Consider the following 4,751-nt stretch of genomic DNA (forward strand, 5'->3'; position numbering starts at 1 on the left):
CCAAGTTTGAAGAGTTCCATAAGGTTGAGTATACCCCTGAGTCAATAGAGAAGGCTGTTGAGTTGTCTGTAAAGTACATAACCGACAGAAACCTACCCGACAAGGCGATAGACGTGATGGACGAAGCGGGAGCACTGGTAAAGCTAAAGGCTTCACAGCTGCCGCCCGAACTTAAGGAACTTGAGGAAAAGATTAAGGAATACGAAAAAGAAAAGGAAAAGGCCGTAAAGGAACAGGATTACGAAAAGGCTGCCAAGATAAGGGATGAGGAGCTAAGACTCAGGGCTAAGTTTGAAACTATGAAGGCAAAGTGGAAAGAAGAGATGGAGAAGAACAGACCTAAGGTAACCGAGGAGGATGTTGCGGAAGTCGTCGCAAGGTGGACCGGTATTCCCGTAAAGAGGGTTCACGAAAGCGATGCTGAAAAGCTTCTTCACATAGAAGAAGAACTTAAGAAGAGGGTAATCGGACAAGATGAAGCAATAAAGGCGGTGGCCAAGGCTATAAGAAGGTCAAGGGTAGGACTGAAGGGCAAACACAGACCTATAGGTGTGTTTATGTTCCTCGGACCAACGGGTGTAGGAAAAACTGAAACCGCAAAAGCTCTTGCGGAATACCTGTTCGGAACTGAAGACGCTTTAATCAGGTTTGATATGTCCGAATACATGGAAAAGCATACCGTCTCCAGACTCATAGGTGCACCTCCGGGATACGTGGGATACGAGGAAGGAGGGCAGCTAACCGAAGCTGTAAGAAGAAGACCCTACAGTGTTCTTCTCTTTGACGAAATAGAGAAGGCTCACCCTGATGTGTTTAACGTATTCCTCCAGATATTTGACGACGGAAGACTTACAGACGGGCTCGGGAGAACCGTTGACTTCTCTAATACCATTATCATAATGACCTCAAACCTCGGGGCGAGACTCATAACCGGCGGAACTATGGGATTTGAAAAGAAGCAGGGACTCCTTGACTTTGAGGAAATGAAGAAGAACGTCCTTGACCAGGTAAAGAGAACCTTCAGTCCTGAATTCCTAAACAGGTTAGACGAGATAATCGTATTCAGACCCCTTGAGAAGAAGGATATTGAACAAATTCTTGAGCTGCAGCTTAAGGAGATTAACGAAAAACTCAAGGATTGGAACATTAAGGTTAAGCTTCACAAGTCCTTTGTTAACTGGATTATTGAGCAAGAATACAAACCCGAATACGGTGCGAGAAGCCTCAAGAGAGCTCTCCAAAGGCACGTTGAGGACCTTCTTGCTGAGGAACTCATCAAGGGAACTTTCAAGGATGTTGAAGAGGTTGAGATAAGGGTAAGGAACAACAAGCCCTATCTCAAGCCCGTAAAGAAGAAAGAAAAACTGGAAGCACTCTTAGAAAAGTAATTCCCTTTCTTTCCCTTCCTTTATAATACTTTCTTTGTGAAACATCTGGTTTATACATTTTTGCTCTTATCCCTCTTCGTTTACGGTGTTGAGGTTGAAAAAGTAATAATTAAAGGAAACAGGTTTATACCCGATGACGTTATAAAGGGAATTTTAAAAACAAAGGAAGGAACAAAGTTCTCATTAGAGAGAATAAGGGAGGATATAAGGAGGCTTTTTAGGACAGGGCTTTTTAAAAAGGTAGAGGCTTCTTTAGATGATACAAATAAAAATGGGAAACCCGAGGTAATTTTTCTCGTTGAGGACCTTCCTGTAATCTACAAGATAGAGTTTAAGGGAAACGACGAGATAAGCAACGATGAACTAAAGGATGTTCTGGGAATAGAAACAGAACTGGGGGAAGTGGACGTTGAGGAGACGATAACGGGATACACTTCAAGTCCGGCCATTGAGGAAAGGGTAGGAATTCTAAAGACCTTAAAACTCGGGAGAATACTTACCTACAGGGAGATAGAAAGCCTAAGGAGAAAAATACTGGATTATTACAAAAAGGAAGGCTTTGTGGGGACTAAAGTTGAGTATAAACTAATACCTAAAAAGGGTGCTTCTAAGCTCGTATTCGTAATAAATGAAGGTGAAAAGGTATACGTTAAAGATATAAAAATAAAAGGAAATAAAGGCTTCAGTGCCAGGAAGATAAAGGGGCTAATGTCCCTAAAGGAACCGAATATATTTTTATTCAGACTTCACCCCGCTTACAGTGAAGAGATATTAAAGGAGGATGTTGAAAAAATAAAAGAATTTTACAAAAGTGAGGGATTTCTTGAGGCCGAGGTTTCTTATTCCGTAAAAAAGGACGGAGCTAAAAGGTATATAGTAATAAAGATTAAGGAGGGACCGAGGTATAAGCTTGAAAAGTTAATAATAAAAGGAAACAAGCTTTACGCATATTCCGAGTTAGTCGGAAACATTTTAGAGAAGAATAAAAGGAAAGGAGGATTCTTCAGAAGGGAGGTTATAGAGAAGATAAAGAAAAACATAAGGGATAAATACGGAGAAATAGGTTTCCTAAACGTTAGGGTTGAGGAAAAGGTAAAGGTGAATCCGGAAAAAAAGAGTGTTGTTGTAGTTCTGAAGGTTCATGAAGGAAACCCGGTTTACGTGAACAGAATAAGGATAAAGGGTAATTACGAAACAAGGGATTACGTAATTAGAAGGGAAATGCGGGTTCAGGAGAACGAGCTTGCCATAAAAAAGGGAATAGAACGTTCCCGTTCAAGAATTCTGAACCTCGGTTATTACGAAGATGTTCAGATAGAGCCTTTCCCTACAGGAGGAGCTAAGTGGGACCTTCTCGTGAAGATTAGGGAAAGGTTTACGGGACAGTTTTCGGTTGGACTTTCTTATAACGAAGTAACGGGATTGACAGGTTTTATTCAATTGAGAAAGGGAAACTTCAGGGGAACGGGAGATATTGCAGGGATTAGTGTAAGCTATGGTTCTCTTTACAGGAACAACTCTATTTCCTACACGAGAAAGTGGTTCCTTAAAAAGCCTATGGACCTTGACCTTTCTGTTTTTGACAGGAGGATTGAATACACGACTTACACGGTTCAGAGAACCGGGTTTTCCGTTGCTTTATCAAGGGAGTTCCGGGAATACTGGAGGGCTACGATAGGAACATCCATTCAAAAGATTAAATACAGCGATATATCGGAAGATGCTGTTCTCTACATAAAGGAACAGGCAGGGGAGAGGGATTCAAGGAAGATATTCTTCAGTATCAGGAGGGATACGAGAGACTTTTACCTTCTTCCGAGTAAGGGCTCTTTAATAACCTTTAGGAACACCTTAGGTGTGGGGTTGTTAGGAGGGGACGAAAAGTTTTATAAGCTCGAACTGGAGGGTGCAAAGTTTTTGAGCGATACTTACTTTGATACGGGCTTAATTTTAAGCTTGAGGGGAGAAATAGGCTTTGTTGAGTCATACGGTGGCAAGAAGGTTCCAATAGACGAAAGGTTCTTTGTGGGAGGTGATTTTTCGGTAAGAGGATACGAATACGGTTATGCAGGACCCATTGACCCCAATACGTTAGACCCTATCGGTGCGAAGAAGAAAATTTTAGCAAGTGTTGAGCTCACTTATCCCGTCTTTAAGAAAATTCTCTACTTTGCAACCTTTTTTGACTATGGACTCGGTGCAGATAGGTGGGAGGAATTTAAACTATCAAACTTCAGAGGTGGATACGGAATAGGTATAAGACTTATAACACCCTTTGCACCCATCCGTGTTGATTGGGCGTTCAAGACAAAGAAAGTTCCGGGAGATACAAACAACTCACGTATTCACTTCGTCTTAGGAACATTTTTCTAAGTGTCTCATAACGTGTTCCATATCCTTGTCTCCTCTTCCCGACAGATTTATAACGACTATTCCGTCTTTACCTAGTTCTTTTGCAATCTCGACAGCTTTTATAACGGCGTGTGCACTCTCAAGGGCCGGAATTATACCCTCGGTTTTCGCAAGAAGTTTAAAGCCTTCAAGGGCTTCTTCGTCGGTAACACTTGTATACTCTGCCCTTCTTATCTCGTAGAGGAGGGCGTGTTCCGGTCCTACACCCGGGTAATCAAGCCCTGCGGATATGGAATGTGTAGGAAGAATTTGACCCTCTTCGTCTTGGAGGAAGTAGCTCTTCATACCGTGCAGAACTCCGATACTTCCTCCGCATATTGAAGCCGCATGCTTCCCCGTTTCAAGGCCGTAGCCCCCTGCCTCAACACCTATAAGTCTAACCTCTTTATCTTCAACGAAGGGATAAAAAATTCCCATAGCGTTTGAACCGCCGCCTACACAGGCGACTATTGCATCGGGAAGTCTTCCTTCCTTTTTGATTATCTGTTCCTTTGTCTCTTTTCCTATAACACTTTGAAAGTCTCTTACAATCATGGGAAATGGATGGGGTCCTACAACCGAACCTATTACGTAATGAGTGTTTTCAACGTTTGTAACCCAGTCCCTTAACGCTTCGTTTATAGCGTCTTTCAAAGTCCTGCTACCGCTTTTTACTATCCTTACTTCCGCACCCAACAACTTCATCCTGAAAACGTTAAGAGCTTGTCTTTCCGCGTCTTCTTCCCCCATGTAAACAACACACTCAAGACCCAAGAGTGCACAAGCGGTAGCGGTTGCAACCCCGTGCTGACCCGCTCCCGTTTCAGCTATAACCCTTTTCTTACCCATACGTTTTGTGAGAAGACACTGGCCTATCGTGTTATTTATTTTGTGAGCACCGGTGTGAAGTAGGTCCTCCCTCTTTAGGTATATTTTCGCACCACCTACGTATTTTGTAAGCTTTTCTGCAAG

The 4,751-nt window shown here is 42.5% G+C and carries 3 protein-coding genes; 2 read left to right on the forward strand and 1 reads right to left on the reverse strand.

Features of this window, described 5'->3' with window-relative positions:
- A partial coding sequence (locus tag ACWB1W_RS05945; RefSeq protein ID WP_479370464.1) for an AAA family ATPase occupies nt 1-1,388 on the forward strand: 1,388 nt, incomplete at its 5' end.
- A gap of 36 nt (nt 1,389-1,424) precedes the next feature.
- Nucleotides 1,425-3,761 carry an outer membrane protein assembly factor BamA gene (gene bamA / locus ACWB1W_RS05950; RefSeq protein ID WP_479370465.1) on the forward strand — a complete coding sequence of 779 codons (2,337 nt, stop codon included), beginning with the start codon at nt 1,425-1,427 and terminating at the stop codon, nt 3,759-3,761.
- On the opposite strand, the gene trpB is transcribed toward bamA, so the two are convergent.
- Nucleotides 3,744-4,751 (reverse strand): tryptophan synthase subunit beta (gene trpB, locus ACWB1W_RS05955; protein ID WP_479370466.1); only part of this gene is annotated, 1,008 nt, incomplete at its 5' end. The two genes, bamA and trpB, sit on opposite strands and share 18 nt — an antisense overlap.

Source organism: Aquifex sp. (genome assembly GCF_056494385.1).